Source organism: Yoonia sp. KMU-150, assembly GCF_056858355.1.
This window is the reverse complement of sequence record NZ_JBXEQF010000001.1, coordinates 1,586,226-1,611,187: the sequence shown is the minus strand read 5'-3', so window position 1 is coordinate 1,611,187 and position 24,962 is coordinate 1,586,226. Positions and strand designations below refer to the sequence as shown.

Here is a 24,962-nt window from a genome sequence, read left to right as displayed (position 1 = left end):
AGCGTTGTCGCGCTGGCATCCTGTACTTCACCGCCTGCAACACAGTCCGGCCCGGCCCCGGACCTTACCCCTGTCGGCGAGGAAAATATCCGAACGGTCATGCCACCGCAGCCGACATTCGCGACCATTCCGAAGCTCGGCACGATGTCTTTGACCGCCGGGAATGAACAGATCGAACGGACCCTTGTGGATTTCTCTGTCGGCGCAATCGACCCGAGCGCATGGTTCGAAATCGTCGATGGTATTCCGACACTGTTCCTGCAGGGCTATGACCCCGAGGACGCGGACCTGACCGGCAATCGGCGGATCGAGATTATGGCGACCTTTCCCACCATCGGGCCAGGCGTGTCGGACACGGCGCGACTGCAGGCCATCGGCGACGGCGGGCGTGACGATCTGCGGGTCCTTGCGGAAACACGCGGCGATTTTCAGGTCTTCATCACCGGCGTCACTGAAACCGACAATCCCAACTTTCGCCGCATCACAGGCACCCTCACCGGGGAGATATGCGAACTGGAAGATCGTGAACCCACGCGATGCAGCACCGTCACCGGATCGTTCGACACGGCGGCGGGATTTGTGAACTGATCCTGAATTAAGGGATTCACAAAGCGAATCGGATGTGCGATTCTGCCGATCAGTCGCCCGTCAGAGGCGACGCGCGAGGCAGACATGACACGACGCAGCCGCCCGGCGATGGGCACGCTTTTGACATTTCTGGGCCTGTTGATGCTGGGCCTCTATTTCACCTTTGCCGCGGTGCAGGGTGACTATGGTGTCTTCAAGCGCGCCGATGTGAAGGCAGAGGCCCGCGCCCTGGAGCAGGAGCTTGCGGTTCTGCAGGCCGAGGTCACGCGGCTTGAGAATCTGACGCACCGGCTCTCCGACACCTACCTCGATCTTGACCTGCTGGATGAACAGGCCCGCGATGTGCTGGGCCTGATCCGTGCGGATGAAATCGTCATCCGCTGAAGGCCGCAAAGAAATCTTTCATACCAAGAATGGAACCCTGCCATGCGCCCGGCGCTTGTCTTTGCGTCACTTTGACTCTCGCCATCCACTCGGGCATGCTCTAGGAAATGGTTTAACGCTAAACTACTTTTGAACGCCCGGTCTGCACGACGGAGGAAACCAAATGCCGCCCAAGAAGGCTTCTGCCAAATCGAAGAACAAGGCCAACGTCTCGGCCGAGGAATTGCTGGGACACTATCGCGAAATGCTGCTGATCCGGCGGTTCGAGGAAAAGGCGGGCCAGCTTTACGGCATGGGTCTGATCGGCGGTTTCTGTCACCTTTATATCGGTCAGGAGGCGGTCGTCGTGGGGCTGGAAGCGGCGGCAGAGGAAGGCGACAAGCGCGTTACATCCTACCGCGACCACGGTCACATGCTGGCCTGTGGCATGGACCCAAAGGGGATCATGGCCGAACTGACCGGACGCGAGGGCGGCTTTTCCAAAGGGAAAGGCGGCTCCATGCATATGTTCTCGAAGGAAAAGCATTTCTACGGCGGCCACGGCATCGTCGCGGCACAGGTGCCGATCGGTGCGGGCCTCGCCTTTGCCGACAAATACAAGGGCAACGGTCGCGTGACCTTCGCCTATTTCGGTGACGGTGCAGCCAACCAGGGCCAGGTGTACGAGACCTACAACATGGCCGAACTCTGGGACCTGCCGGTCGTCTTCGTAATCGAGAACAACCAGTATGCGATGGGCACCTCGGTCAAGCGGTCGACCAAATCGCCATCACTGTGGGAACGCGGCGCGGCCTACGGCATCCCCGGGGAAGAGGTCGACGGCATGGACGTGCTGGCCGTCAAGGAAGCAGGCGAACGCGCGGTGGCGCACTGTCGTGCCGGCGAAGGGCCGTATATCCTCGAAGTGAAAACCTATCGCTACCGCGGGCACTCCATGTCGGACCCCGCGAAATACCGGACCCGCGAGGAAGTCCAGAAGATGAAAGACGAGCGTGACCCTATCGAACAGGTCCGCGACATGCTGCTGACCGGCAAGCACGCCTCCGAGGACGACCTCAAGGGCATCGACAAGGAGATCAAGGCCATCGTGAACGAGGCCGCCGAATTCTCCAAGGAAAGCCCGGAACCGGCACTCGAGGAGCTGTGGACCGATATTTACGCAAAAGAAGATCCGACGGAGGCTTGAGATATGGCTACTGAAATCCTGATGCCCGCCCTGTCGCCGACGATGGAGGAAGGCACGCTGGCCAAATGGCTCGTCAAAGAAGGCGACACCGTGTCGTCCGGCGACATCATGGCCGAAATCGAAACCGACAAGGCCACGATGGAGTTCGAGGCCGTGGACGAAGGCACCATCGGCAAGATCCTGATCGAAGAAGGCACCGAAGGTGTGAAGGTAAACACCGCCATCGCCATACTGCTGGAAGACGGCGAAAGCATGGACGATGCCGAGATCGACGACGGGAAGTCTCAACAGCCCGCCCCCGCCGGCAAGGAACAATCGTCGGAAACCGCACCTGCCGCCGGGATGTCGCACCCCTCCCCCGCGCAGCCCAAGGATACGTCACCCGACTGGCCCGAGGATACGGAGGTCAAGCAGACGACTGTGCGCGAAGCCCTGCGCGACGCCATGGCCGAAGAGATGCGCCGCGACGAGGATGTGTTCCTCATGGGCGAGGAAGTCGGCGAATACCAGGGGGCCTACAAGATTTCGCAAGGCCTGCTGGACGAGTTCGGCCCCAAACGCGTGGTCGACACGCCGATCACCGAACACGGGTTCACCGGCATCGCCGTCGGCGCGGCCTTCGGCGGCACGCGGCCCATCGTCGAGTTCATGACTTTCAACTTCGCCATGCAGGCGATCGACCAGATCATCAACTCCGCCGCCAAGACGCTCTATATGTCCGGCGGCCAGATGGGGGCGCCGATGGTGTTCCGTGGACCCAACGGTGCCGCCGCCCGTGTGGGTGCACAGCACAGCCAGGATTATGCCGCGTGGTATATGCAGATCCCCGGACTGAAGGTCGCGATGCCCTACTCCGCATCCGACGCAAAGGGCCTGATGAAGACCGCGATCCGCGACAACAACCCGGTGATCTTCCTCGAAAATGAAATCCTCTATGGCAAGTCCTTCGACGTGCCGGTGATGGATGATTTCACCATCCCCTTTGGCAAGGCCAAGATCGAACGGGCGGGTGACGACGTGACCATCGTGTCCTTCGGCATCGGGATGACATATGCGCTGGCCGCCGCTGAAAAGCTGGCAGAGGACGGTATCGACGCCGAGGTCATCAACCTGCGCACCCTGCGCCCGATGGACACCGAAACGATCCTCGAATCCGTGCGCAAGACCAATCGCTGCGTCACGGTCGAGGAAGGCTGGCCGCAGGGCAGCGTCGGCGGCTACATCAGCACCGTGATCATGCAGGAGGCGTTCGATTACCTCGACGCGCCGGTGATCAACTGCACCGGCAAGGACGTGCCGATGCCCTATGCCGCGAACCTCGAAAAACATGCGCTCGTCACCACGGACGAGGTGATCGAGGCCGTGAAAAAGGTGACTTACAAGTGATCCGGCTGGCGGGCATGATCGGGGCGATACTGACCGCCTCCGCGGCCGGTGCCACAACACCCGCCTGCCCACCTGCCGGATTGACCGTCGCCCGATCAGAGACCGCCATAACCGTCACGATCCTTCCCGATTGCCTCGGCGATCCCACCGATGTCGGCATCGTCCTGGGCGAAGCCGCACGCCACGCCATCGACGCGCTGCTGAAGGAAAATCCCGCCACCAGCTACGTCGCGGTCGAGGAAGTCGTCGTGGAATCCCTCGTATCCGAAATTCTGGAACCCAGCGTTCCCGCGCCCGCCAACTAACGGAGCAACCGATATGCCCACCGAAATCCTGATGCCCGCCCTGTCCCCCACGATGGAGGAAGGCACTCTCGCGAAATGGCACGTCAAGGAAGGCGATACCGTCTCCAGCGGCGACATCATGGCCGAGATCGAGACCGACAAGGCCACGATGGAGTTCGAGGCGGTGGACGAAGGCACCATCGGCAAAATTCTGGTCGAGGAAGGCAGCGAGGGCGTGAAGGTGAACACCCCTATCGCCGTGCTGCTGGAAGACGGCGAAAGCGCCGATGACATCGGCGAAGTTTCCACTGCCCCCAAGCAAGAGGCCAGCAGCAATGCCGCCCCCGCCGATGCCTCCGACAAGACCGAGCCGGAGAAGGGCTATGGCCGGGGCGAAACGGCTGCCAACGACAGTAAATCCGCCGCGCCCGCACCCAGGAAAGACGGCGAACGCATCTTCGCCTCCCCCCTCGCCCGGCGGATCGCCGCGGACAAGGGACTTGATCTGGCCGACATCAAGGGCTCCGGCCCGCACGGCCGGATCGTGAAAGCTGACGTCGAGAACGCGAAACCCGGCGCGAAGAAGGCCGAGGCGTCCGCACCAGCAGCAAAGGCTGACGCACCCGCCGGGGCCGCAATGGCCGCCGGTCCGTCGACCGAAACCGTCATCAAAACCTACGAAGGCCGCCCCTTCGAGGAGGTCAAGCTGGACGGCATGCGCAAGACCATCGCCGCCCGCCTGACCGAGGCCAAGCAATCGGTGCCGCATTTCTACCTGCGCCGTGACATCCAGCTCGACGCGCTGATGAAATTCCGCAGCCAGTTGAACAAGCAGCTGGAGCCGCGCGGCGTGAAACTGTCGGTCAACGATTTCATCATCAAGGCCTGCGCGCTGGCGCTGCAACAGGTGCCGGAGGCGAACGCCGTCTGGGCCGGCGACCGCACGTTGAAGTTCGAGAAATCCGACGTTGCGGTTGCCGTGGCGATCGAAGGCGGGCTGTTCACGCCCGTTCTGAAAGACGCAGAGATGAAATCCCTGTCGGCGCTGTCGGCAGAGATGAAGGACCTCGCCACCCGCGCCCGCGACCGCAAGCTCGCCCCGCATGAATATCAGGGTGGCAGCTTCGCCATTTCCAATCTGGGCATGTTCGGCATCGACAACTTCGATGCGATCATCAACCCGCCGCATGCCGCCATTCTCGCGGTCGGTGCCGGGGTGAAGAAACCCATCGTGGGGGCCGACGGTGAGTTGACCGTGGGCATGGTCATGTCCGTCACCCTGTCGGTCGACCACCGCGTGATCGACGGCGCGCTGGGGGCGAACCTGCTGCAGGCGATCAAGGACAACCTCGAAAGCCCGATGACCATGCTGGCCTGATGCTGCGGTGGGAGTTCCCGCCCGGTCTGATTAACTGTGTGCTGCCGACGGTGTTTCTGTTTCTGGCAGCGCTCACGGCGTTTTTCGGTTCGGCAAATATCCTGTCTAACAGCATCTTCGGCCTGCCGACCGTCTGGGTCGCGATCCCGCTCGTCTGTCTCGCCCTCTTCGCCGTGTTCCGATCGCATTTCAACGCAAGCGTCAGCGACCGCATTGTATGGGTCGCCATCGCCGCTTGCGGACTGTCACTGATCTCCTTTTTCGGGTTTCTGCACCACGCGGACGGTATTCTGTGCACCGCACCGGTCTGTCCAGGCACTGTCCGTATTGCAGCGGACGATCCAGCGCTATCGTCAGCTTTAGGAGTGGAAATAACGGCACCCCTTGTGATATCGGAAGGTGAAATAGCGCTGGACCGCTCGCGCTGGTCGGCGATCTACTTCTCGACAGTGACCTTCACCACGCTCGGCTACGGCGACTTCCAACCGACACCGCGCATGCGCCTGATTGCCGGAATCGAGGCGATTGTCGGATATCTCTATCTGGGTGTAATCGTGGGATTGCTGATCGACCTCGGCAACCGCCGGGGTTAGCCGATGACCGCCGCCTGCACGATCAGGACCAGCCCAAGACAAGACGCCGCGGTCAGTGCCACGTTCAGCTTGTAGGTCGTGATGATCGTTTTCAAGCTCATGATGTGGTCCTCCGCGCTACGCGCAATATAGGCGATACCGCGCAATTTTGCAATCGCGCCCGAAACCACCCTACCCCATGGATTTGAACAAATGGTCCATGGATACCGAAGGCTGCGAACATCCCGCCTCGCCCACGATCTTGGCCGGAATACCTGCGACGGTTTTCATCGGCGGCACGTCTTCCAGCACCACCGACCCGGCTGCAATGCGGGTGCAATGGCCGATCTTGATGTTGCCCAGCACCTTGGCCCCCGCCCCGATCAGCACACCATCGCCGATCTTGGGGTGACGGTCGTCGTCTTCCTTTCCGGTGCCGCCAAGCGTGACAGAATGCAGCATCGACACGTTGTCGCCCACAACGGCAGTCTCACCCACGACGATGGAATGGGCGTGGTCGATCATGATGCCCTTGCCGATCCGTGCGGCGGGGTGGATATCCACCCCGAACACTTCCGACACGCGCATCTGCACGAAATATGCAAGGTCCTTGCGCCCCGTCGTGAACAGCCAATGGCCAAGACGATAGGCCTGAACGGCCTGAAATCCCTTGAAAAACAGCAGCGGCTGCATCAACCGATGGCAGGCCGGATCACGCTCGAAAATCGCCACGAGATCGGCGCGCGCCGCATCCACGATCGTGCCATCCTCATGCAGTGCCGCATCGGCGATCTCGCGCAGAATCTGCTCCGACATCTCGGCCGAGGCGAGTTTCATCGACATCCGGTAGGCCAGCGCATCGGCGAAGGCCGCATGGTGCAAAATACCCGAATGGATCAACCCACCCATCAGCGGCTCTGCCACGATTGCGTCAGACGCTTCCTCGCATATCCGGTGCCAAACGGGATCGACTTCGGTCACGGTGGGGTGTCGTTGGGCCATGGTGCGGTGTCCTTCGCGCGGGCTGTCGGATCAAAACGGATGTCCGTCATAGATCAGATAGGCACGATGCGCCAAGAAAAAACCCGTGATCTGCGCCATCAGCGCCCGTGATGTGCCAGCAATGCCGACGTCAGGGTTTGAAGGGCAAGCAGATAGGCGGCGTCGCATCGCACGGGGTGCGGAGCATCGCACGACGAAACTGCCGACCCCAGCGTACCGGTGCCCCAGTCCGGATGCGCGCGGTGCAGGCGTTTGCGAAACCTGTCGGCGCAATCCGCCCGCGCGACGATCCTGTCGGCCAGCGCAGCCCGTTCGCCCGGCGGCACTAGCAGGAGCGCCCGCGTCGCACGGTCAAGATCGGCGATGTGAACAGGACGCATCGGCTAGCCTGCAACGCCAACGCTTTGAAACGGACCGGGACCAAAGCGCGCCGAAACCTGCGCCACCTGCACCTCGAACGCGCCGGTAACGCCGTCGGCGGCTTGTTGAGCGTCGGAATAGACGAATTGCGGGGTTGCAAGCACCGCCTCGTGCCGGGTCTGCCCCTGATCCAAGACGCGCAGCAGATAGGTCTCGGTATCCTCACCCAGCGGCACGTCCAGCCCGCCCCAGTCGTCGCCGTCGATACGGGTCTGTCGTATCCAGGTGATGTTTGTCTGCCCCGGTTCGGGCGTGGCCCGCAGATGCACCACCGGATATGGCCGCAATCCGTTGCCCTGAAACGCCTGCGCTTCATAGCGATAGCTGGCGTCACCCAAGGGGCGCTTGGCCGGGCCAAAGCGAAAGTGCCGCGTGGTCCCGCGTGCCGTCACGGGCAGTTTTATCTGCTTTGGCGTGCCGTCGATCAAAACCACGCGCGCGCCGGCGTCCCACTGCGGCGGCATCAACCCGCTGCTCCCGGCCTGCCCGCGTAGCATCTGTGACACCACGAAACGCCCGTCACCCAGCGGCTGAACGTCGGCCGCCTGCACAAGCTCCCAGTTTTTGGCAGACCCGTCACCGATCGCAAACAGGTTTGCGCCTGACAGGATGGCCTCTGTCGCCTGCCCCGACAGGCTCCCACGAAACAACCTGATCGTCAGGGATCGACGGTCCCAGCGTCCGACCGGCCCCGCGGTCAAATCCGTCTCGGTCACGCCCATTGCGGCCGCACGTGTCACAAGCTGCAAGTAGCTGTAGTTGCTGTCCTGCGGTGCGGTGTAGATCGCAACCGCGCCGGGCCAAGGCCGGGCAAAGGCGGCGACATGCGGGGCATGCGAGACCTCGGCGCCGGTCAGCAGCGGCAGGTCGAGGAATGCGAGTGTCACCGGAACCGGTGCGACGTAGGGTTTGAGCACCGCGCCCTCCTCGGGAATTTGCTGCGGCACATAGACCTCCGGCGCGACCCGCGTCGCCTCGATCAGCCGCAATCCGGCATCCTCGACCCTGTCGATCCTGAACCGCCCGTCCGCCTGCGGTGTCCTGATGCGCACCACATCGCCTGCCCCCGGGTCCGCGATGGACGGTGGCAGCGCAAAGCTGACGCTGTCCTGCGCCACCCGTGTCTCTGCGATCCAGCGGGCGACCGTCCGCGCGCCCTCGGCCCGGGTCAGGGCAATCGGGAACGTACTCCGCGTAAGGCCCAGCGTGCGCTCGTTCGGATGTACGGCCTCCGCGACGCCGCCTTCGTAATCGGCCTCGGAGTCGATGTACTCCAGTTGCACGCGGCCCGCGATCTCCGCCTCGGGCGCGCGTGTGACGCTGACCGCGGTGTCCTGCTCGGGATCCTGAGCCAGGTCATCCGCGGTGATCGTCGCGGATGCGCGGCCGTCACGGTTGGAAAATACGATCAATCCATCCCGGTCGGCAACCTCGATCCCATAGGTCAGGATCAGCGGTTGAAGCGCCGCGCGCGCAGAGCCGATGTCGGCCACGCTATACCCGCGCACGAGTCCGTAAAGCCCACTGACATCGATCTGCCCGATGCCGGAACGCGCGCAAATTTCCGCCACCACGCTGGCCAGCGTCCTGCTGCTGGCGCGCCCGTTCAGCCAGTGCCCGCGCGCATAGTTTTCGCTATCGGCCCACAACGACGAAATTGCTGGGAAGTGCGGAAACGGGCGCGCGTCCCAGGCCCAGACATGGGCACGGTCCATCGCGACCATCCGCCCGTTATAAACCTGCGAAACCGGATTGTTGGCGCCTTCGGCATAGTGCCGATAAATCGCCCGCAGATACTGCGCCTGCATCAGGTCGTCGCGCATACCGTTTGAATAATAGGGTAATTGCGATTCCGACGATTTCGGATCGAGAAACTTGTTCGGCTGGTTGGTGCCCTTGTCGATGGCAGCACACCCTAACTCGGTGAACCAGATCGGTTTCGACTGCGGCACCCAAGGTGTCGGCACCGCCGATCGTTGCCCGTCGATACGGTCATGATGGACGTTGCCCCACCACCCCGGCAGGTCTTTGTAGCGCCAGACCCAGGGTTCACCGTCGCCATCGGTGATCGGCGTGCGTCGCTGCGCATCGCGCGCCTGCGGGGTGGCGTAGTACCAGTCATAGCCTTCGCCGCCCGCAACATTGCCTGCAAGATAATCGGTATCGTAGATCGTGCCGAAATGGGCATCGGCGTGATCCTCGCCGTCGCGCCAGTCCGACAGCGGCATATAGTTGTCGATGCCGACAAAGTCGATCTCGGGCGCGGCCCAAAGCGGATCGAGGTGGAAAATCTTGTCCGCTGTCCCCGGCGGTTGATAGCCGTGATATTCAGACCAATCGGCGGCATAGCTGATCTTTGTCTCCGGCCCCAGAATACCGCGCACATCCGCGGCCAACTGCCGGAGTGCGGTGACATAGGGGAACATGCCACCGTCCCCCCGCACCTGCGTCAGCCCGCGCATTTCGGACCCGACGCAAAAGGCAGAGACACCGCCCGCCGCCGCACAAAGATGCGCGTAATGCAGGATGAACCGGCGATAGCCCCAGTCCGGCGGGCCGGTGTAGGTCACAGTCGTGCCGCTCACCGCAAAATCTCCGGCATCCGCCTGCCCCATGAATGCGGCCACCTGCGCATCTGCCGCTGCTGTCTGGTCCGGCGAGCCATCGACACCCGGCGCAACCGACAGCGTGATGCGGCCACGCCACGGCAAAACCGGCTGGTCGCTCCCCGGCGACCACGGGTTGTCGCGCCCGTTACCGGCAAGCTGCTCCATCAGGATGAACGGGTAGAATACCGGGCGCTGGCCCTTGATCTTCAGGGCGGCAATCGCCTCCACGACGGACGCATCGCAGGGTGTTCCACCATAGACCGGGCGACCATCCTGCTGGGCCACGGCCTGCGCCTGCGCCCGTGGCAACCCCGATACGATCCAGGGCATCGCGTCCGCGTCGATGTCCGTCTGTTCGACCTTGGGGCGAACGACGCAGTCGCCGCACCGCAGGTCATCGCCGAACCACGACACGACTACTAGCGCCGAACCGGAGCGCGGCAACTCCTCGGCCAAAGCTGTCGAAGACACGTCGAAGTCGGTCAACCCGGCAGGCGTGTTCAGGTTGACGCCAACCTGCGCGTTCAATTCCGAAGCCATATAGACGGGCGTCGTCGCCAACCCGTATTCACCGGTGCCGGGGATCAACGCCACGCCTTCTATCAGATTGGCGATATCTGCCGTCTCGACTGAGGCATCGGCAGCGGCCGGCCGCATCACCTCGAAGGTGAATTGAGGCACCCTGTTGCCGAATTGCGCAAGCGGCAGGTCCTCGAACACGACGTAAGCCAGCCCGCGATAGGCCGGGGTCTGGCCTGCGCCTTGCACGGCACTGATCTTGGGGTCGGGTTGTTGGTCAGCCGTTCCGGTGTAGATGCGCATGTTCAGATCGCGCGGCGCGACCTCCTCGCCATCGGCCCAGACACGACCGACGCGCGCGATCACGCCCTCGCAAAGCGCGATCGCCAGGCTGATGGAATAGCTGTATTCCGTCACCTCTGGCTGTTGCGGTGCGCCTTTTCCGCCCCCCGTGGTATTGCTGGTCTCGGCGAATTTCGTGGCCCAGATCACCTGCCCCGCCACCCGCATCCGGCCATAGACCTGTTGCACCGTGGCCCCTTCGCTGGCCCCGGTGAGGCGAAACCGGTCGACCTTGCCGGTTTCCACTGCCTCGGACCCGGCACCCAGCAGGCGCTGGTCGATGACCCGCCCCAGCGTCGCACCTGCGGCACGCCCGATCACGGCGGTCGACAGCCCCAGAACGGTCCCGCCAAGCGACGAGCCCAGCGCCAGACCGGCGGCGGACAGTACGAGAGTGGCCATGTGGCTATCCTTTCACAAATGCAAATCGCGCGACGATCCGGTGCCGCCATGCGTCCGACAACGGGCTCTCCACAACCCCGTGTCCGGCATAGGCGTGGATGAACGTCGCCGCCGGACGCATGGCGGCCAGAATGCCCAGATGCTTGGCGACCGCTCCCGGCCGCATCCGAAACAGCAGGATGTCACCCGGACCGGCGGCATCCGACGCGACCTGCTGGCAATGACGCAACGCCGCCCGCCAGAGTACCTCGTCCCCCTGCGGCTCCGACCAATCGGGCGTGTAGGGCGGCACGGCTTCCGGCTCGGCACCATGCACCTCGCGCCAGACGCCGCGGATCAGGCCCAGACAATCGCAGCCCGCACCCTGCACAGACGCCTGATGCAGATAGGGCGTGCCGATCCAGCGGCGCGCGATGGTGACGATCGCGCTCATCCGGTCAGGCTCCCGCCGGAATTGTCCTGATCCGCACGCGGCACCGACATCAGCCAATCGTCGCCGGGGATATGCGGAAAACCCTGAAAGTTGATGAGGTTGGCAAATTTCTGGGCACAGGTCGCGGCGCGCTTGTCACATCCCGCGACCAGTTTGATCGCGTCGCCGGGCGCAATCGGCACCGGTATCGCCTGCCACAGCGTCACCTCACGGCGGCCACCACCTGCGCGGTCGTGCTTGATGGCCGCCCGCAGGCCCTTGGCCGCGCCTGAAAGAACGTGAAGCATCCCGCCTTCGAACCAGCGGTCGTTGAACGTCTGCAACGCCAGATCGAAACGCTCGCCGTCCTGTGACCTGTCCACGACCGCCTCGCCCACATAGCGCGTATCGTCCAGTGAGACACCGCACCGCGCATCCCCCAGAACGGCCGAACAACTGCGCAGGTAGGATCGCCCCTGCGGCTGGTTCAGCGCCTCGGTCAGCCCGCGCAACTCGGCGCGGAAGGCGCTGCCGGCGCGGGTGATCTCGCCGATGCTGCCACGAAAGGTGATCTTGCGCGCTTCTACATTATCCCATTGGACCATCCACACCGTCACCTGCGCGTCGTCGTAACGCCCGGCGGCGATGTCGACCTCGGTTACGCTGTCGTCGGTCAGTATTCCCAGCGCCTCGGTGTTGTTCACCGACAGGCCGGACGTGCTGGCCAGCGCCTTCGCCGCCATCCCGCTGTCGGCAGCAAAGGTGATCCCGTCGAACTGCAAAGGCGTGTCATGATCGGTAAAGCCCAGCGTCACACCGTCACTGCGGGCAATCGCCCAGCAGCGGCAGATATGGGTCAGCCCGGTGGCCAGATGTGCGTGCAGATCGGCGCGGCTCATACCCGCACCTCGACCACCGGCACGTTCGGCACGTCGCCCGCGCGAAAGCTCGCCACCGAAGTCTGTATCCGGTCGGCATCGAACCGGACCGGCACATCGAACTCGAATCCTGCGCGAATTTCGGCCCCCATGTCCGGCGCGCGGACAAAGCTCACTGCACCGGTCGTGGTATCGACCTCGAAATCCACCGCTTCCTGCAACGTATCCCCCCCGACAGAGATCTGGACGGTTCCAGCCACAGGCTTCGTGATCGGGCGCGCATAGCTGTGTCCGCCCGACCGGTAGGTCTTGATCAGGCGCCAGGTCGCGGTCTCCTCGTCCCCCATGCCGATCAGCTGATCCAGCGGCGCGGGTTTCGCGGATGCGGTGCAGGATTTGAAATCGCCCCAATCCTTCCAACGGAAACCATGCAACTGCCCCTGCCGCGCCTCGAAGAACGCGACAAGCTCCGCCACATCGTCGAGCGACCGCAGCCCCAACCCCGCGTCATAACGCCTGCGCGAATGCGCCCACGGCGTGTTGCGCTCCTCGTGACCGTTGGCAAGTGTAACGATCTCGGTCCGGCGCTCCGGACCACCCATCGCACCGAAGGACAGCGATGCAGGAAAGCGGATTTCGTGAAATGACATCTGTGTCCCCCTCTCAACGGTTGCGGTTGGCATGGCCCAGCGCCCGCGACATCCGCGCCGCGATCTGGGATTGGCTGCGTTGGAAGCCCTGCACATCCGGGGTCTGGATATTCATCGTGACGTTGACCGCCCCACCCCCTTGCGTGCGCACGCCCAGCCGCCCGTCGGCACCCCGTGCCAACGGCATGATCGCCTCCGGCCCGGCCTCGCCCATCAAACCGGTGCCGCCGCGCATCGGAAACGTCGTCGGCCCGCTGACGACCCCGCCACGGGCGAAGGGCATCACCCGGCCCTGGCTGAACGGCGCACCGTCCGCGTGGGGCAACAGCCCCGAGACGAGCGAATTCACCCCGTCCGACAGCAGCCCGCCCAGATGCCCCGTCACCGGGCGCACCGCCGCGTTGTAAACCGTGTCGGCCATAGAGGTCGCCACGACCGACAGCGCGTCGGACAGTTTCAGCCCGTCGAACACCAACCCATCGAACGCCTTGCGCAGCCCACCAGAAAACCCGCGCTCCAGATTGCCCAGATCGCGGGTCGTGGCATCCAGCGTGCCCTGCACGTCGCGCAGCTGCCCGTCAAAGGCCGCGGTCATCGCCGCCGTATCGCCAAGCGTGCGCTCCAGTGCAGCGACATCGCTGTCCAGCACCTCCAACTCGTCGATCTCTCTCATGATCTCTCTCCTCTATCTGGATAGGCCGCCTGCAAGGTGGCCAGCGTCGCGCGGCCCATGGGCCTGCGCGCCGCGCCCCGCCCCAGCATCACCTGCAACTCCGCAGGCGTCAGCGCCCAGAATTGTTCCGGGCGCAACGCCAGCCCATGCAGCCCCGCCTGCATCAGCGTAGGCCAGTCCAGCCGGGTCATGCGGGCGGCGTGAAGGCGCGCGCCAGCAACAGCGCCGCCGTCTGCGCCGCCGCAATTGGCCCGCCAGCGATCTCTGCGGTCAGCAGGTCACCTGCAGTCCCCTGCCAGCCCCCGCCGCGCAACCCCGCCACCAGCAGCGCCATCACGTCGCGGCTGGCATAACCGCCCCCCTCAAACCGCTGCACCAGCGCCATCAGCGTGTCCTCGCCCAGCTGCGCCTCCAACTCCGCCAGCGCGCCCAGCGTCAGCTTGCAGACGTGTCGCTCGCCATCCACAGTCAGCGCCACCTCACCGGCATAGGGGTTGACCATCAGACCAGCGCCGTGAAGGTCAGCGCCCCGGCAGAGGCCAGGCTCAGCTCATAGGTCGCTTCGCCGTTGTGACTGCCCGCATATTCGACGGATGTGATCTGGAACGCGCCCTCGACGATGCCGAAATCCGGGATCACCACCTGAAACTCCGGCGTTTCCCCGTCAAAGAATATCTGCCGCGCCCGCTCGTCCGTCGTGTCGTCCTTAAACACGCCCGAGCCGGAAATCGCCGCCGTTTTCACACCGGCCCCCGCCAGCAACTCGCGCCAGCCGCCGCTGCTTTCCAGGCTGGTCACGTCGACCGCCTCCGCGTTGAAGCTGATGCGCGTGGCGCGCAGTCCCGCCACTGTTTCAAACGATCCGTCGCCGGTCATGTCGATCTTGACCAGCAGGTCCTTGCCGTTCTGAGCCACCATGTGTCAGGTCTCCTGTGAATTGAAATCAGACTGCGTCGTCATCGACGCGGGCGCGAAAGATCAGCGTGATCCGCCGCGTGTCGCCCGTGCCGATCCGCGCGGCAGAGGCTTTGAGGAAATTGAGCGCGATCACCCGCCCCCGCAACAAAACCGGCGTATGGTCAACCAGCGCGTCGGAAATCGCCGCCGACAGCGCCTTGGCCCCCGCAAAACCCGCGGCCTCGCTCACCACGTCGATGCGCAGATCGTGGATCGCGCCAGCGCCAGATTTGCTCGACGCATCGCGCACCGTTTCCGATCCCAGCACCGCATAAAGCGGCGGCACCTCGCCTGCCGGGATCGCGTCATAGATCGCCGTGCCCGCCAGCCCGGCCACGACCGGATCGGTATAAAGCTGCTGAAAGATCGCCGCCTGCAGCGCCTGAGACATCGCGTAACTCATGACGCCACCTCTTCCAGGCACAGGCAGGTCAGGTAATGCGCATCCAGATCACGCTCAACCACCGAGGAAATATCAAACACCCGTCCCGCCTTGGTGAACCGCTGCCCGGGGCGCGGCCTGCGCGGCGAACCCACCGGCGCCGCGCGCACGGTAATCCTGTAGGCACTGCGCGCCAGCGGCCCGCCCGCACCTGTCACCTCGCGGTGGCTAGCAGGCTTCATCTCGGCCCAAAGCACACCCAGCGAGGACCAGTTGGTCACGAACCCGCCCGCGGCATCGGGGCTTTGCACCGGGGTCTCCAGCGTCACGCTGCGGTTCAGCCGCGGCACGCTCATTGCCCCGCCCCCCCGCCGAACAGGCGCACGGTGCGGTAGGGCGCGATCAGCGCATCCACCGTGCCGGGGAACCGCACCGCGGCCCCGCCCGCATCATGGCGGAATTCATAGAAGTGCGCCGCCAGCATCAGCACCGCCTGCGCCAGATCGGCGGGGATACCGTCCCAATCGGCGGCATACCCGGCCTCCAGCGTCACCTTCACCGACGCACCCTCTGCAATCGTCGGCAGTGCCCCCCGCGCACCCAGCAGATGCGGGCGTTGGCTGTCGCGTTCCAGACGCCACGCCGTCGCGGGCCAATCGGTCTCGCTCCCGTCGCGGGCGACGCCGGTGATCGCGACGATCCCGGTCACCGGGGCCACGGGCAGCGGTTGCCGCGCCGGGTCGCGCCAGCGCATCACCGTCCAGACGAAACGGCGGGACAACAAGATATTTCCGGTCCGCGCCTCGATCGCCGCCATGGCCGACCGCAGGCTGACCTCAAGAATGCCGTCCTGCAGCCCCTCGTCCGAAAAACCGGAACCCAGGCGCATGTGATCCTTGAAAACGGCCATCGGCAGTGCGGACAGCGGCACCGTGGTCTCTTCGACGAGTATCATGAAAAATCTCCGGTATATCGGGCGGTCAGGCGTGTGGCCGGGCGCGCACCCCTCCCGCGTTGCTCGGACGGAAGGGAGCAGCTAGACAACGCGAAACGGGCATTGGTTCGCGCGCCCGGTCCCGGATGCCGCAGGGTCGGTCGCGGCATCCGGTTCGCGCAGCCGTGGTTTAACTGGCCGCGAACTTCATCAGCTTGATCGCCGCAAAATCGCTCACCGCCCCACCAACACGCTTGGTCGCGTAGAACAGCACGTGCGGCTTGGCCGAGAACGGATCGCGCAGCACCCGAAGGTCCGGGCGCTCGGCCACGGTGTACCCCGCGCTGAAATCACCAAAGGCGATGGCGTGGCTGTCGGATGCGATATCCGGCATGTCTTCTGCGATCAGTACAGGGTAGCCCATCAGCCGTGCAGGCTCGCCAGCCGCCAGACCGTCCGACCACAGGAAGCGGCCGTCGTTGTCTTTCAGCTTGCGGATCGTGCCCGCCGTCTTGGAGTTCATCACAAAGGTGCCGCCCGCGCGATATTCCGCACCGATGCTGTAGACCAGGTCCACAATCGGATCGCCGTCCGCGATGCCGCCGTCCGTGCCCGACGCGACATACCCCAGGCTGCCCCAGACCCATGCCGCGTTATCCACGACAGGGTAATCCAGAAACCCGCGCGGCTTGTCCACGCCGTCGCCCGACACGAACGCCTGCGCCTCGGACCGGGCGAACTTGTCGGCGATCCGGCCTGCCAGCCAGCCCTCGATGTCGAACGCAGAGTCGTCCAGCAGCCGCTGCGATGCCTTGGGCAGGGCCGACAATTCGTTCAGCGGAATGGAAATCCGGTCGATCTGCGCCGTGTCCGTCTCCGACAGCCCGCCGGTTTCGGTGGCCCAGCCCGCACCCATCTCCGTGTGGTCGACCAGCACGTCATAGGATGTCGCATCGACAGTGACGACCGATGCAATCGCGCGGATCGACGATGTCGCACTCAGCGTGCCCTTGATCCGGTCCGATGTCTGCGGGTCCACCAGATAGCCGCCATCGGCGGCGACAGAGGTGTTCAGCGCCTTGCCCTCGATCTCAAGGCCACGCAGCCCGTCGTCGTCGCCCGAACGCAGATAGGCGGCAAAAGCCTTCTTGTGCGGCGCGTCCACCTCGGCGGCCATGGCCAGCGCGGGGCGCGCGGACATCAATGTCTTTCGATCCAGCTTGTTCATGCGGTCATCCTGTTTTTGCAATTTGGCGGTCACGCCGTTGGAGAAATCCTTGAAGTCGGCCACGAAACCGCCAATTGCGGTCCGTAACTCCTCTGCCGGAGACAGATCTTCCCCGGCCCGAGCCTTCGCTTCGGGTGTCGTCATCACTTGATCCTTTTCGCTAATGGCCCGCGCGGGGCCCGGTTATGCGTGTTCGTGGCGGCCCAAACTGCGCCGGGCCTCCATGAACACCGCCGCAAGATCGCGCAGGTGGGCGTCCAGCGGGTCGTGCCGCTTGCCCCCCACCCGCGCATCGGGAAGCATCGGAAAGGTCACCAGCGACACCTCCCACAGTTCCAGCTCGTCCAGCAGGCGGCGACCGCCCGCATCCTTGTGCGCCTTCACCGTGCGATACCCGATCGACAGCCCGTCGATGGCCCCCGCCGTGATCAGCGCCGCCGCCTCGCGGCCCTTTGCCACATCCGTTAAAATACGCCCCTTGACCCACAGGCCCGTGGCATCCTCGCGCACCTCGTCCCAGACGCCGATGGGCTGAGCGGGGTCGTGCTGCCACAGCATCTTGATGTTGCGCTTCTGCGCGGCCACCCGGCCCAACGACGCGCCATAGGCGCCCGTCTGCACGATATCGCCGCCCTGATCGCATTTGCCGAACAGCGACGCATAGCCGCTGATCACCGTGCCGTCCTCGATCTGCACCGGCCCGCCGGTGCGGCAGAATTTATGTTCCAACTCGGTCATATCCGTTCCTTTCACTGCCCGCGCAGCACCTGAATGATCTCCAGCACCAGCAACGCAAAAGCCCCGCAGGCGATGCACAGCATCTGTATCTCCAGCCGGGTCACCAGCCGCTCGATCCGGCCCAGCCGCACGTCAAGCTGGGCAAACCAGAAATCGGTCGCGGCGGGCCTGCGGTCACTTTCGCGGCGGCCCTGCCCCATCTCGACGATGTTGTTACTCATCGCCCACCTCGCGGGCGGGCAGCCCCAGCAGGGCGCGCTTTTCCGCATCCGTCAGGAACGCCGCATCGCTGACCCGCCGCCACTGCGCATCGCGCTCGGCAGCCAGTGCCGGCACCTGGTCGAGGTCGGGCCGGATATCCAGACGCTCACCCGTGAAATCCGACAGCCAGTCGGCAATGGCGCTCGTCACTCGCGCGGCCAGTGGCAGCACCGTCAGGCGATAGAACGCGCGGTTCGCCTCCTGATAATTGGCATAGGTGGCATCCCCCGGTATCCCCAGCAGCATCGGCGGCACGCCGAAGGCCACGGCGATCTCGCGCGCTGCCGCCTCCTTGGTCTTCTGGAACTCCATGTCGGAGGGGGAAAAGCCCATCGGCTTCCAGTCCAGCCCTCCTTCCAGCAGCATCGGCCGCCCCGCGTTGCGCGCGCCCTGATGCTGGCTCTCCATCTCCTCGACCAGCCGGTCGTATTGATCCTGGCTCAGCCCCGCCTGCCCCTCGCCACCGCGATAAACGATCGCCCCCGATGGCCGCGCCGCATTATCCAGCAGCGCCTTGGACCAGCGCGAGGCTGCGTTGTGCACATCGATAGCGTTCGCCGCAGGCTGCAGGATCGACATGCCGTAATGATCGTCCTGTGGGTGGAAGGTCTTGATGTGGCAGATCGGGCTGGCCCCTTCACCCACCGCAAACCGCAGCTTGCGCCCGTTGACACTGTATTCATACCCCGCAGGCCACCCATCCGCCCCCGGCACCACGCTCATCCGGTCCGACCGCAGCACATGCAGCTCGGCCGGCAACTCGTCCAGCACCGCCCCTTCGACATAGGCGTTGCCGGTCAGCAGCAGCTGACCGTAGAGCGCCTCCAGCAGTTCCGCGCGGCCCTGGCCTGCATTGGGCCGGTCGATCAGTGCCTGCACCGGGTGGGTGTCATAGCGCTGCAACCGGTCCTGCACGACCAGCGGCAACGCCGCCGCGGCCTCCGCGATGATCTTGACTGCACGAAAGCCGACGGGGTTGCCGTTGAACCCGGTGCGCGTCAGCGACACCGCATCACGCGGGCTCCAGGCGACGCGCCCCGCACCCTGTATCGCGACCAGCGGACCGGTGGCCGATGCCTTCTTGGCGATGGCAGGTGCCTCTGGCTTGCGGCTGAAAAATTCGAACATGCGGCGGGTCTCCTCGACGGGCGATACGTCAGTTGCGCTTCGTTGGGGAAAGGTATGACAGCCAGTCCTTGCCAAGTGGCGAAGCGGGCGTGCGGTGAGCCATGCAACGGCCGGCCCACCGCAAACCCGTTCAGATACGCCGCACCCGTGGTGCCGCCTGCACCTTCAGCGACGGTGCGATCATCAGCTCGTGCAGCGCCCAGACCAGGGCATCCACCCGGTCGGGCGATCCCGCCCCGCGGAAGCCCTGCGCCGTCATCGCGCACATCTGGTCCTCCAGCGCACCAAGGCCCCGCACATGCTTCACGCGCCCCTGCTCGTAGAGCGCCGCCGCAGGCTCCGCGCGCAGCACCTTGCCCTTGCTGGCGTGCACCCCGCGATAGGGCACCAGCGCGGACACCTGACGCACGACGCTTTCCACAAGCGCGCCCCCCTGGTTGACCTCCGCCACCAGCCGGTCGGCCCCGTGGCGCTCGAACGTATCCACGGCGATCTGCGCCCATTCCAGCGGCGTGGCGCCGTGCACCGTGACATCCTCCAGCACAAAGGCCCGCCAGTCCGACACAGGCCCTGTGGTCACCGCCCCCGCGACGATAATCCCGCAGGCATCCGATCGCTTGTTGCTGGACACGGACGGATCGACCGCCACGACGGTCCGCATGTCCTCGGGCGGATCGTCACAGATGCAGTCGACCAACTGCCCGGTCGTCCACAACGCCCCCTCCACATCGCTCGTCAGGATTCCGTCCAACTCCTGCCGTCCCTTGCGGGTGCCGCCGTATTTGGCCTCGACCTCTTTCAGAAAACTCCGCGCCAGATTGGCCCGGTTCGCCCGCGTCGGCGCATGGGTGATCTCGGTGCTGTCCTGCGCCATCAGGTCCTTGAGGACGGCCACGTTCTGCGGCGTCGTCGTCACGCAGGCACGTGGGTCTTCCCCCAGCCGCAGGCAGAATTCCAGCATATCCCAAGCCTTCAGGCCATTTGGCCACTTCGCCAACTCGTCCGCCCAGAGCGCATCGAACTGGTAGCCGCGCAGACTGTCCGGCTCATGCGCCGAAAGTACCTGCGCCACGGCTCCGTTCGGCCAGTGCAATTGCTTGCGCCCGGCGACCCACAGCGGGCGATTGTCGGGCGGCGACACGGCCATCAGCCCGCTTTCCCCGAACACCATGACCTCACGCACCTCGTCGAAGGTGCCGCCGATCAGCCCGATCCGCCGCGCGCGACCCGGCAGATGCGGCCGCGGCCCTTCCGCCACGCTGCGCACCCACTCGGCCCCGGCACGGGTCTTGCCCGCCCCGCGCCCGCCCAGAATGATCCATGTGCGCCAATCGCCTTCGGGCGGTACCTGATGCGGCAAAGCCCAGAACCCGAACAGATGCGGCAGCGCGATCAGTTCAGCCTCCGTCAGCCTTTCCAGAAACGCCGCCCTCTCGTGCAGCGGCGCGCAGGCGATCAAGTTTGCGCCCGATGTCAGCGCAGATGGCGTCGATGTCAGGGCTGTTGTCATCGGCTTTGTCATTTTTGCATAGGTCATCGAACCGCCCCTCGGCTTTCAAAAGCTGGCTGTGCGCCGCCTGGATTTCGTTGATTTTGGCAAGCGCCGTCTTGCAGATCGCGGCGGATGGCTCGGGGTTCTGCTTCAGCCAGACTTCCAGCCATTTGCGCATGGAAAGGTAGAGCCCATTGATCTCGTCAATACGCTCACGCGCGCTCGCCTTGTGGCGACCGCCGTCATCTTTGGGTGATGTCATGTAGATTTTGCCTGTATGGAACTTCCGATACAGTCGAGAACCATTCCGGCCGTTACACGGGTGACCAACCAGGCAGAATTGTCTCTAGCTTACCGATGACGCTACGCCAAGACGGTAGAAAAGTCAAGAAACCGGGCCGCCTAAGCGCCCGGTCCCATTAACAAATTCCTAATCCGGTGAGGATCAGTTCCCGTTCTGCTGCGCCTCGATTTCACGCCAGATCGCCACATTGCGGTTGTGATCGTCCAGGTTGGTCGCAAAGGCATGACCGCCAGTGCCGTCCGCCACAAAGAACACAAACTCCGTCGTCGCCGGCTTCAGTGCCGCTTCGATACTGGCTTTGCCGGGGTTGGCGATCGGCGTCGGGGGCAAACCGTCGATAACATAAGTATTCCAAGGGGTTTCACGGCGAAGCTCACTCTGTCTCAAGCCGCGCCCTAGCACGCCCTCGCCTTCGGTAATCCCGTAGATCACCGTCGGGTCCGTCTGCAGCCGCATGCCGCGGTTCAGACGATTGACGAAGACGCTGGCGACCTGCCGCCGTTCTTCTGCCACGCCGGTTTCCTTTTCCACGATACTGGCGAGGATCAACGCCTCTTCCGGCGTCGCCAGCGGCAATCCATCCGCCCGCTCCGCCCAGGCCTCTGCCAGGATGACCTCCTGCGCCGAGGTCATCCGCTCCAGCAGCGACGCCACCGTTGCCCCCGGCGCGAATTCATAGCTGTCGGGCGCCAGCGATCCTTCCGGCGGCGTCTCTGCCACGTCGTCCTCCAGCAGGTCCAGATCGTTCAGCGCCGTCTTGATCTGCCAGCTTGTCACGCCCTCGGCCACAGCCACGCGGTAGCGCGTGTCGTCCTCGGCGCGCACGGCGGTGTATTCCGCTGGCGTCTCGTCCTCCGCCGGGTTGAACTCCGCCACCTCGACAAAACGGTTCGTGGCCGGGTCAAGTTCGCGCACCTGCACGGACGTGCGCGTCACGCCGACGCGATACACAACTTCGGTGCCGCAGGTGCTGGCCCCGCCGCGCGTGACCAGATCGACGATGCCTTCCATCGACGCGCCTTCCGGCACGAGGAAGCTGCCCGCCTTCAACTGGCTTGATTTCTCGGAATAATCCGCACCGATCCGGAAGATCGCGGGCGACGTCACAGCCCCCTGCGCGTCAAGCTGTTCGCTCACCGCGCGCATGTTCGTGCCACTTTCGACCCGCAGGCAGATCGCCTGCTCCAGCGGCCCCTCGGCGCGATACTCCTTCGCACCCCATGCAATCGCCCCGGCCACTAGAAACAGCGCGACGATCAGGAACGTCAGCGCATTCGCCGCGATATGTCGCCACATTATTCAGTCTTTCCGAACAGGACGCTCGCGTTGGTGCCGCCGAAACCGAATGAGTTCGACAGCGCGAGATTGATCTCACGCGCCCGCTTGGCGTTCGGCGCGAGATCGACCTTTGTTTCGACCGCCGGATTGTCGAGGTTGATCGTCGGCGGGGCCACCTGATCACGGATCGCGAGGATCGAAAAGATCGCCTCGATGGCACCCGCAGCACCCAGCAGGTGGCCTGTCGCGGACTTGGTCGACGACATGGTGACCTTCGCCGCCGCGTCACCCATCATCCGCTCCACAGCACCCAATTCGATGGTGTCGGCCATCGTCGATGTGCCGTGCGCGTTGATGTAGTCGATATCGGCGGGTTCCAGCCCGGCATCCTTCAGCGCGGCGCGCATCGATCGCTCGCCACCCTCGCCGTCCTCGGACGGTGCGGTGATGTGGTAAGCGTCGCCCGACAGCCCGTAACCCAGCACCTCGGCATAGATCTTCGCACCGCGCGCCTTGGCGTGCTCGTATTCCTCCAACACGACGATGCCCGCACCCTCGCCCATGACGAACCCGTCGCGGTCCGCGTCATAGGGGCGGCTGGCCTTTTGCGGATCGTCGCCGCGTTTGGTCGACAGTGCCTTGCAGGCGTTGAACCCCGCAATGCCGATCTCGCAGATCGCGGCCTCGGCCCCGCCTGCGATCATCACATCGGCGCTGCCGTATTTGATCAGCCGGGTCGCATCGCCAATCGCGTGCGCGCCGGTGGAACAGGCGGTCACCACCGAATGGTTCGGCCCCTTGAACCCGTATTTGATGCTGACCTGCCCGGAAATCAGGTTGATCAACGCGCCGGGAATGAAAAAGGGCGACACCCGGCGGGGACCCTTTTCCTTAATCATGACAGCAGTGTCCGCGATGGACTTCAACCCGCCGATACCCGATCCGATCATCACGCCGGTGCGGTGCTGCTGTTCCTCGGTTTCGGCGGTCCAGCCGGAATCCTCGACCGCCTGCTGTGCAGCGGCGATGCCGAACAGGATGAAGTCATCGACTTTCCGCGCATCCTTGGGGGCCATGTAGGTATCGGGGTTGAACGATCCGTCGGAGCCGTCGCCGCGCGGCACTTCGCAGGCATAGGTTGTGGCAAGACCGCTGGCATCGAACGACGTGATCGGCCCGGCCCCGGACTGGCCATCGAGGATCCGTTTCCAGCTGTTTTCGACCCCGTCCGCCAAAGGCGTAACCAGACCTAGTCCTGTAACAACGACGCGCCGCATGATGTGCCCTCACCTTACATCTTGGGTTCTTGCCCCGTGATAGCCCAATGCAACCGACAGGAGCAAGGGCACCGGGGCACCGGCAGGCAGCTTCACGCAAGGCCCGCATACAGAAAAACGGCGCCCGCCATGCGAACGCCGTTTTCAAATAGCAATCAGGCTACGGCTTACTGCGCGCCCTTGATGAACGTCACCGCGTCACCGAACGTCTGGATCGTCTCGGCTGCGTCGTCAGGGATTTCGATGCCGAATTCCTCTTCGAAGGCCATCACCAGTTCGACGGTGTCAAGGCTGTCTGCACCCAGATCGTCGATGAAGGACGCACCTTCGACAACCTTGTCTTCTTCAACACCAAGATGCTCTACAACAATCTTGCGTACGCGGTCTGCGACGTCGCTCATGGCAATTCCTCACGTTCGTTGTGGGCCGATGGCCCGGTTTTTGAGAGCGGCCCGCAGGCCGTTCTTTTCGAATCTGCGTGGCTTCTAACAGAGAATTGACGCTACGCAAATGAAAACGACTGACCACCTTGACGGCCCGTCGAGTGATTACAACATGGCCATACCGCCGTTCACATGCAAGGTCGTGCCGGTGACATAGGCCGCTTCGGGGCTGGCGAGATACAGCACGGCGGCCCCGATTTCACCCGGATCGCCCATGCGGCCCGCGGGCACCTGCCCCAGTATCCCGGCCTTCTGATCGTCGGTCAGTTTTTCTGTCATCGGCGTGGTGATGAAACCGGGGGCGACGCAGTTCACGGTGATCCCGCGGCTGGCGACCTCGTAGGCGATGGATTTCGACATGCCGACCATACCGGCCTTGGACGCCGCATAGTTGGCCTGCCCGGGGTTGCCGGTGGCCCCCACGACAGATGAGATATTCACGATCCGGCCCCAGCGTGATTTCATCATGCCCCGGATCACGCCCTTGCACAGGCGCATGGTGCTGGTCAGGTTGACCTCCAGCACGCTGGCCCATTCCTCGTCCGACATGCGCATGAAAATATTGTCGCGGGTGATCCCGGCGTTGTTGACCAGAATATCGACCGATCCCATCGCATCCGCCGCCTGTTTGGGCAGCGCGTTCACGGCCTCGGCGTCGCTCAGGTTGCAGGGCAGCACGTGGGTGCGGTCGCCTAGTTCCTTCGCCAGCGCCTCCAGCGGATCGACGCGGGTGCCGGACAGGGCAACCGTTGCGCCGGCCTGATGCAAGGCACCCGCGATCGCGCCGCCGATGCCGCCGGACGCGCCGGTGAGAAGGACATTTTTACCTGTGAGGTCAAACATATATTGTTCTTT

Annotated in this window: 30 protein-coding genes; 7 read left to right on the top strand and 23 right to left on the bottom strand. The window is 64.2% G+C overall.

Features of this window, described 5'->3' with window-relative positions; translation table 11 throughout:
* Positions 1–144 precede the first annotated feature (144 nt).
* The 7 genes from AC04PH_RS07940 (at position 145) to AC04PH_RS07910 (ending at position 5,799) form a co-directional block, all read left to right on the top strand.
* The gene (locus AC04PH_RS07940) at positions 145–588 is read left to right on the top strand and encodes a hypothetical protein (RefSeq protein WP_483065203.1); all 444 of its coding nucleotides are present in this window, start codon (positions 145–147) and stop codon (positions 586–588) included.
* 84 nt (positions 589–672) lie between these two features.
* Complete coding sequence (locus AC04PH_RS07935) at positions 673–972, top strand: FtsB family cell division protein (protein ID WP_483065202.1); 300 nt, start codon at positions 673–675, stop codon at positions 970–972.
* 163 nt (positions 973–1,135) lie between these two features.
* On the top strand, positions 1,136–2,158 hold the full coding sequence (gene pdhA, locus AC04PH_RS07930; protein WP_483065201.1) for a pyruvate dehydrogenase (acetyl-transferring) E1 component subunit alpha: 1,023 nt from the start codon (positions 1,136–1,138) through the stop codon (positions 2,156–2,158).
* A gap of 3 nt (positions 2,159–2,161) precedes the next feature.
* Positions 2,162–3,544 (top strand): pyruvate dehydrogenase complex E1 component subunit beta, encoded by a 1,383-nt coding sequence (locus AC04PH_RS07925; protein WP_483065200.1) that lies wholly within the window; start codon positions 2,162–2,164, stop codon positions 3,542–3,544.
* Positions 3,541–3,849, top strand: coding sequence for a hypothetical protein (locus AC04PH_RS07920; RefSeq protein WP_483065199.1), 309 nt, complete (start codon positions 3,541–3,543; stop codon positions 3,847–3,849). Before AC04PH_RS07925 ends, AC04PH_RS07920 begins: the two co-directional genes overlap by 4 nt.
* 13 nt (positions 3,850–3,862) lie before the next feature.
* Positions 3,863–5,206: a pyruvate dehydrogenase complex dihydrolipoamide acetyltransferase gene (locus AC04PH_RS07915; RefSeq protein WP_483065198.1), complete on the top strand. Its 1,344-nt coding sequence runs from the start codon at positions 3,863–3,865 to the stop codon at positions 5,204–5,206.
* A 38-nt stretch (positions 5,207–5,244) separates the two neighbouring features.
* Positions 5,245–5,799 carry a potassium channel family protein gene (locus AC04PH_RS07910; RefSeq protein ID WP_483065197.1) on the top strand — a complete coding sequence of 185 codons (555 nt, stop codon included), beginning with the start codon at positions 5,245–5,247 and terminating at the stop codon, positions 5,797–5,799.
* 171 nt (positions 5,800–5,970) lie between these two features.
* On the opposite strand, the gene cysE is transcribed toward AC04PH_RS07910, so the two are convergent.
* From cysE to fabG, 23 genes are all read right to left on the bottom strand, one after another.
* Positions 5,971–6,780 (bottom strand): serine O-acetyltransferase, encoded by an 810-nt coding sequence (cysE, locus tag AC04PH_RS07905; RefSeq protein ID WP_483065196.1) that lies wholly within the window; start codon positions 6,778–6,780, stop codon positions 5,971–5,973.
* A gap of 98 nt (positions 6,781–6,878) precedes the next feature.
* Positions 6,879–7,160, bottom strand: coding sequence for a DUF7742 family protein (locus AC04PH_RS07900; protein WP_483065195.1), 282 nt, complete (start codon positions 7,158–7,160; stop codon positions 6,879–6,881).
* A gap of 3 nt (positions 7,161–7,163) precedes the next feature.
* Entirely contained in the window at positions 7,164–11,072 is a 3,909-nt protein-coding gene (locus AC04PH_RS07895) for a baseplate multidomain protein megatron (RefSeq protein ID WP_483065194.1), read from the bottom strand.
* Between the two features lie 4 nt (positions 11,073–11,076).
* Positions 11,077–11,505: an NlpC/P60 family protein gene (locus AC04PH_RS07890; protein ID WP_483065193.1), complete on the bottom strand. Its 429-nt coding sequence runs from the start codon at positions 11,503–11,505 to the stop codon at positions 11,077–11,079.
* Entirely contained in the window at positions 11,502–12,383 is an 882-nt protein-coding gene (locus tag AC04PH_RS07885; RefSeq protein WP_483065192.1) for a DUF2163 domain-containing protein, read from the bottom strand. The genes AC04PH_RS07890 and AC04PH_RS07885 overlap by 4 nt, the downstream gene beginning before the upstream one ends.
* Positions 12,380–13,012, bottom strand: a complete 633-nt coding sequence (locus tag AC04PH_RS07880; protein ID WP_483065191.1) for a phage distal tail protein, Rcc01695 family — start codon at positions 13,010–13,012, stop codon at positions 12,380–12,382. The genes AC04PH_RS07885 and AC04PH_RS07880 overlap by 4 nt, the downstream gene beginning before the upstream one ends.
* Before the next feature lie 13 nt (positions 13,013–13,025).
* Entirely contained in the window at positions 13,026–13,685 is a 660-nt protein-coding gene (locus AC04PH_RS07875; RefSeq protein ID WP_483065190.1) for a phage tail tape measure protein, read from the bottom strand.
* The gene (locus AC04PH_RS07870) at positions 13,682–13,876 is read right to left on the bottom strand and encodes a rcc01693 family protein (RefSeq protein WP_483065189.1); all 195 of its coding nucleotides are present in this window, start codon (positions 13,874–13,876) and stop codon (positions 13,682–13,684) included. Before AC04PH_RS07870 ends, AC04PH_RS07875 begins: the two co-directional genes overlap by 4 nt.
* Entirely contained in the window at positions 13,873–14,187 is a 315-nt protein-coding gene (locus AC04PH_RS07865) for a gene transfer agent family protein (RefSeq protein WP_483065188.1), read from the bottom strand. Before AC04PH_RS07865 ends, AC04PH_RS07870 begins: the two co-directional genes overlap by 4 nt.
* Entirely contained in the window at positions 14,187–14,603 is a 417-nt protein-coding gene (locus AC04PH_RS07860) for a phage major tail protein, TP901-1 family (RefSeq protein ID WP_483065187.1), read from the bottom strand. Before AC04PH_RS07860 ends, AC04PH_RS07865 begins: the two co-directional genes overlap by 1 nt.
* A gap of 25 nt (positions 14,604–14,628) precedes the next feature.
* A complete protein-coding gene (locus tag AC04PH_RS07855) occupies positions 14,629–15,045 on the bottom strand; it encodes a DUF3168 domain-containing protein (protein ID WP_483065186.1) in 417 nt (138 codons plus the stop codon).
* Complete coding sequence (locus AC04PH_RS07850) at positions 15,042–15,380, bottom strand: phage head closure protein (protein WP_483065185.1); 339 nt, start codon at positions 15,378–15,380, stop codon at positions 15,042–15,044. The genes AC04PH_RS07855 and AC04PH_RS07850 overlap by 4 nt, the downstream gene beginning before the upstream one ends.
* Positions 15,377–15,979 (bottom strand): head-tail connector protein, encoded by a 603-nt coding sequence (locus AC04PH_RS07845; protein WP_483065184.1) that lies wholly within the window; start codon positions 15,977–15,979, stop codon positions 15,377–15,379. Before AC04PH_RS07845 ends, AC04PH_RS07850 begins: the two co-directional genes overlap by 4 nt.
* A 169-nt stretch (positions 15,980–16,148) precedes the next feature.
* Complete coding sequence (locus tag AC04PH_RS07840; RefSeq protein WP_483065183.1) at positions 16,149–17,330, bottom strand: phage major capsid protein; 1,182 nt, start codon at positions 17,328–17,330, stop codon at positions 16,149–16,151.
* Between the two features lie 39 nt (positions 17,331–17,369).
* A complete protein-coding gene (locus AC04PH_RS07835; protein WP_483065182.1) occupies positions 17,370–17,924 on the bottom strand; it encodes an HK97 family phage prohead protease in 555 nt (184 codons plus the stop codon).
* A gap of 11 nt (positions 17,925–17,935) precedes the next feature.
* Complete coding sequence (locus AC04PH_RS07830) at positions 17,936–18,145, bottom strand: hypothetical protein (protein WP_483065181.1); 210 nt, start codon at positions 18,143–18,145, stop codon at positions 17,936–17,938.
* Positions 18,138–19,313 carry a phage portal protein gene (locus AC04PH_RS07825; protein ID WP_483065180.1) on the bottom strand — a complete coding sequence of 392 codons (1,176 nt, stop codon included), beginning with the start codon at positions 19,311–19,313 and terminating at the stop codon, positions 18,138–18,140. Before AC04PH_RS07825 ends, AC04PH_RS07830 begins: the two co-directional genes overlap by 8 nt.
* Before the next feature lie 130 nt (positions 19,314–19,443).
* Positions 19,444–20,823, bottom strand: a complete 1,380-nt coding sequence (locus AC04PH_RS07820; RefSeq protein ID WP_483065179.1) for a DNA-packaging protein — start codon at positions 20,821–20,823, stop codon at positions 19,444–19,446.
* Positions 20,711–21,067 (bottom strand): hypothetical protein, encoded by a 357-nt coding sequence (locus tag AC04PH_RS07815; protein WP_483065178.1) that lies wholly within the window; start codon positions 21,065–21,067, stop codon positions 20,711–20,713. The genes AC04PH_RS07820 and AC04PH_RS07815 overlap by 113 nt, the downstream gene beginning before the upstream one ends.
* Before the next feature lie 183 nt (positions 21,068–21,250).
* Complete coding sequence (gene mltG, locus AC04PH_RS07810; protein WP_483065177.1) at positions 21,251–22,405, bottom strand: endolytic transglycosylase MltG; 1,155 nt, start codon at positions 22,403–22,405, stop codon at positions 21,251–21,253.
* Positions 22,405–23,664 (bottom strand): beta-ketoacyl-ACP synthase II, encoded by a 1,260-nt coding sequence (gene fabF, locus AC04PH_RS07805; protein ID WP_483065176.1) that lies wholly within the window; start codon positions 23,662–23,664, stop codon positions 22,405–22,407. The genes mltG and fabF overlap by 1 nt, the downstream gene beginning before the upstream one ends.
* A 167-nt stretch (positions 23,665–23,831) precedes the next feature.
* Entirely contained in the window at positions 23,832–24,065 is a 234-nt protein-coding gene (locus AC04PH_RS07800; RefSeq protein WP_483065175.1) for an acyl carrier protein, read from the bottom strand.
* 147 nt (positions 24,066–24,212) lie between these two features.
* On the bottom strand, positions 24,213–24,950 hold the full coding sequence (gene fabG, locus AC04PH_RS07795; RefSeq protein WP_483065174.1) for a 3-oxoacyl-[acyl-carrier-protein] reductase: 738 nt from the start codon (positions 24,948–24,950) through the stop codon (positions 24,213–24,215).
* Positions 24,951–24,962: the final 12 nt, after the last annotated feature.

What these genes read in the sequence shown, in the direction of transcription:
- AC04PH_RS07940 (WP_483065203.1), top strand. Translation starts at nt 145, where the DNA reads ATGTCTTTGACCGCCGGGAATGAACAGATCGAACGGACCCTTGTGGAT.
- AC04PH_RS07935 (WP_483065202.1), top strand. Translation starts at nt 673, where the DNA reads ATGACACGACGCAGCCGCCCGGCGATGGGCACGCTTTTGACATTTCTG.
- pdhA (WP_483065201.1), top strand. Translation starts at nt 1,136, where the DNA reads ATGCCGCCCAAGAAGGCTTCTGCCAAATCGAAGAACAAGGCCAACGTC.
- AC04PH_RS07925 (WP_483065200.1), top strand. Translation starts at nt 2,162, where the DNA reads ATGGCTACTGAAATCCTGATGCCCGCCCTGTCGCCGACGATGGAGGAA.
- AC04PH_RS07915 (WP_483065198.1), top strand. Translation starts at nt 3,863, where the DNA reads ATGCCCACCGAAATCCTGATGCCCGCCCTGTCCCCCACGATGGAGGAA.
- cysE (WP_483065196.1), bottom strand. Translation starts at nt 6,780, where the DNA reads ATGGCCCAACGACACCCCACCGTGACCGAAGTCGATCCCGTTTGGCAC.
- AC04PH_RS07900 (WP_483065195.1), bottom strand. Translation starts at nt 7,160, where the DNA reads ATGCGTCCTGTTCACATCGCCGATCTTGACCGTGCGACGCGGGCGCTC.
- AC04PH_RS07895 (WP_483065194.1), bottom strand. Translation starts at nt 11,072, where the DNA reads ATGGCCACTCTCGTACTGTCCGCCGCCGGTCTGGCGCTGGGCTCGTCG.
- AC04PH_RS07890 (WP_483065193.1), bottom strand. Translation starts at nt 11,505, where the DNA reads ATGAGCGCGATCGTCACCATCGCGCGCCGCTGGATCGGCACGCCCTAT.
- AC04PH_RS07885 (WP_483065192.1), bottom strand. Translation starts at nt 12,383, where the DNA reads ATGAGCCGCGCCGATCTGCACGCACATCTGGCCACCGGGCTGACCCAT.
- AC04PH_RS07880 (WP_483065191.1), bottom strand. Translation starts at nt 13,012, where the DNA reads ATGTCATTTCACGAAATCCGCTTTCCTGCATCGCTGTCCTTCGGTGCG.
- AC04PH_RS07875 (WP_483065190.1), bottom strand. Translation starts at nt 13,685, where the DNA reads ATGAGAGAGATCGACGAGTTGGAGGTGCTGGACAGCGATGTCGCTGCA.
- AC04PH_RS07870 (WP_483065189.1), bottom strand. Translation starts at nt 13,876, where the DNA reads ATGACCCGGCTGGACTGGCCTACGCTGATGCAGGCGGGGCTGCATGGG.
- AC04PH_RS07865 (WP_483065188.1), bottom strand. Translation starts at nt 14,187, where the DNA reads ATGGTCAACCCCTATGCCGGTGAGGTGGCGCTGACTGTGGATGGCGAG.
- AC04PH_RS07860 (WP_483065187.1), bottom strand. Translation starts at nt 14,603, where the DNA reads ATGGTGGCTCAGAACGGCAAGGACCTGCTGGTCAAGATCGACATGACC.
- AC04PH_RS07855 (WP_483065186.1), bottom strand. Translation starts at nt 15,045, where the DNA reads ATGAGTTACGCGATGTCTCAGGCGCTGCAGGCGGCGATCTTTCAGCAG.
- AC04PH_RS07850 (WP_483065185.1), bottom strand. Translation starts at nt 15,380, where the DNA reads ATGAGCGTGCCGCGGCTGAACCGCAGCGTGACGCTGGAGACCCCGGTG.
- AC04PH_RS07845 (WP_483065184.1), bottom strand. Translation starts at nt 15,979, where the DNA reads ATGATACTCGTCGAAGAGACCACGGTGCCGCTGTCCGCACTGCCGATG.
- AC04PH_RS07840 (WP_483065183.1), bottom strand. Translation starts at nt 17,330, where the DNA reads ATGACGACACCCGAAGCGAAGGCTCGGGCCGGGGAAGATCTGTCTCCG.
- AC04PH_RS07835 (WP_483065182.1), bottom strand. Translation starts at nt 17,924, where the DNA reads ATGACCGAGTTGGAACATAAATTCTGCCGCACCGGCGGGCCGGTGCAG.
- AC04PH_RS07830 (WP_483065181.1), bottom strand. Translation starts at nt 18,145, where the DNA reads ATGAGTAACAACATCGTCGAGATGGGGCAGGGCCGCCGCGAAAGTGAC.
- AC04PH_RS07825 (WP_483065180.1), bottom strand. Translation starts at nt 19,313, where the DNA reads ATGTTCGAATTTTTCAGCCGCAAGCCAGAGGCACCTGCCATCGCCAAG.
- AC04PH_RS07820 (WP_483065179.1), bottom strand. Translation starts at nt 20,823, where the DNA reads ATGACAACAGCCCTGACATCGACGCCATCTGCGCTGACATCGGGCGCA.
- AC04PH_RS07815 (WP_483065178.1), bottom strand. Translation starts at nt 21,067, where the DNA reads ATGACATCACCCAAAGATGACGGCGGTCGCCACAAGGCGAGCGCGCGT.
- mltG (WP_483065177.1), bottom strand. Translation starts at nt 22,405, where the DNA reads ATGTGGCGACATATCGCGGCGAATGCGCTGACGTTCCTGATCGTCGCG.
- fabF (WP_483065176.1), bottom strand. Translation starts at nt 23,664, where the DNA reads ATGCGGCGCGTCGTTGTTACAGGACTAGGTCTGGTTACGCCTTTGGCG.
- AC04PH_RS07800 (WP_483065175.1), bottom strand. Translation starts at nt 24,065, where the DNA reads ATGAGCGACGTCGCAGACCGCGTACGCAAGATTGTTGTAGAGCATCTT.
- fabG (WP_483065174.1), bottom strand. Translation starts at nt 24,950, where the DNA reads ATGTTTGACCTCACAGGTAAAAATGTCCTTCTCACCGGCGCGTCCGGC.